Source organism: Streptomyces sp. WM6378, assembly GCF_001279695.1.
GTDB lineage: Bacteria > Actinomycetota > Actinomycetes > Streptomycetales > Streptomycetaceae > Streptomyces.
The window spans coordinates 1-1,696 of sequence record NZ_LGDD01000111.1 but is presented as its reverse complement, the minus strand read 5'-3'; the positions used below and the strand labels follow the sequence as shown (position 1 = coordinate 1,696).

At 65.4% G+C, this 1,696-nt stretch carries 1 protein-coding gene and 1 pseudogene; both read right to left on the bottom strand.

Features of this window, described 5'->3' with window-relative positions:
* Nucleotides 1–641: 641 nt before the first annotated feature.
* On the bottom strand, nucleotides 642–1,022 hold the full coding sequence (locus ADK54_RS11860; RefSeq protein WP_053725550.1) for a hypothetical protein: 381 nt from the start codon (nucleotides 1,020–1,022) through the stop codon (nucleotides 642–644).
* A gap of 198 nt (nucleotides 1,023–1,220) precedes the next feature.
* Nucleotides 1,221–1,696 (bottom strand): annotated as a pseudogene (locus ADK54_RS11855) (oxidoreductase); the annotation flags it as partial.

Sequence of the window (1,696 nt, the reverse complement as noted above, 5' to 3'; positions counted from 1 at the left end):
ACCGCACCCCCATCGAGTACGAAGTACGCTCCGAGAACGACACCATCCCGGCTGCCGGTTAGCCACCGAGCCTGGAACCCAAATGGTGGGTCAGGTCAGGCTGTCACCAGAGAGGCGTGCAGTTGTCACACACGGGCGACGCCTGGGTCGTACGCGTACCGGTGCGCAGCATTCCTCGCGAGGACCTCATCGCCATGCTTCGTGAACAGACCCCGGCATGCGGACCTGCCCGTGACGCCTTGGTTGCCGGAGGCGCCTTCGACGTCTCGGATGGTCTGGTCCCCGCCAGCCGGCACGCGGGTGTGTTCGCGATTCGTATCCGCACAGCTGCTCGGCGTGGCCACACAGTCGGGGGCCTTGCCACCTCTGTTGATATCCTGCGGCAGGCCGGGGAGGAGCTTGTGCGTACCGGTCTCGTCTACTCCGTGGACAGGTCGTCCGTGTTCACGATCTTCCTGAACTCCTCAGCGACAGAAGTGCTGGCCTGCGCAGGAGGACTCCGGCCCAAGCCCCCGCAGTGCGACTTTTCGAGATAGATGACATCACGATGCGGGGCTGACCTGGGGCGCCTGGTCGATCGGATCGCTCTACTTGCCACCGTCGGGTCGTTCCTTGTTGCCACCTGTCCGGTGCATAGGCGATCAGCGCACAGTGACCAGCACCTGGTCGACGGGCGGCAGAGAACTCGGCATCTCGTTGGTGACCCAGGCGAACTCCAGGGCTGCCAGAGTGGCGCCTTTGTCGGCCCACACCAGCAGTTCACCGAGGTACTCGCCGGACTGGTCGTGGACGTGAGCATCGACAGGCACCAGCTCGGAGGCCATGACCGCGTGCTGCACTGGCTCCCTGACCAGCAGGTCGACGCTCGCAGACCCGGGCCCCCAGAGGGCCACGACCTCTGTCCGATCCAGCTGGCCGCGCAACTCGGAAGCACCAGAGAAGTCGGCCGAGAGGATGTGCTCCAGCACGGCTCGCTCGGAGACGCTCAACGGACGGGGGTCAATGGGCAGGCGGAACGACATACGCCAATCATCCCAGGCACACTGTCCTGTCGCGTTGAGCTTGTCTGTGGATCTTGTACTGAGCTGCGGGGCCGCCAAGTGGAGTGAGAGTGCCTGGCGCGGGATTCCCAGTGCGCCTGGCTTCTGCGGAATCCAGGGGACGGCCGGCTCGTCGATGCCAGGGAAGATCGGACGTGGGAGTGTCGTGGCGTCGAGAGGTCAGACGCGGAGCAGGCTGGTCGAGACTGCCCAGAGGCGCTTGGCGACAGCGGGATCGAGTGCCCATTCCTTGACACCGTGCGGATGTTGTGCGAGGTCGGCGTCGTTCGGCACGGTGTAGGCCTCCTGCGAGTCATCGAGGTAGTGGCCTCCGGAGTGGGCGAACTGCGGGGCGACGGCCGCGACCATGGTGGTGGCTGCTCCCTGCTGGACCGTTTTGTACCTGAAGACTCCGGCGGCCTCGGCCGCATCGAGCGACTGCCTCTGCTGCACGGTGAAGTTCCGCTGCAGACCCGTCGCGACACCGCCGGGGTTCACTGCATTGGCGACAATGCCGTCGGAAGCCCACAGGCGGGTCGCCTCAACGGCGAATAGGGAGTTCGCCGTCTTCGACTGGGCGTAGGCGATCTGCGGGTCGTAGCTGCGCCGCTCGAAGTGGAGGTCGTCGAAGTCAATGCCGGAACGCATGTGCGCCG

Bases quoted from the DNA above. Each gene is read 5' to 3' on its own strand.
- ADK54_RS11860 (WP_053725550.1), bottom strand. From the start codon at position 1,022: ATGTCGTTCCGCCTGCCCATTGACCCCCGTCCGTTGAGCGTCTCCGAG.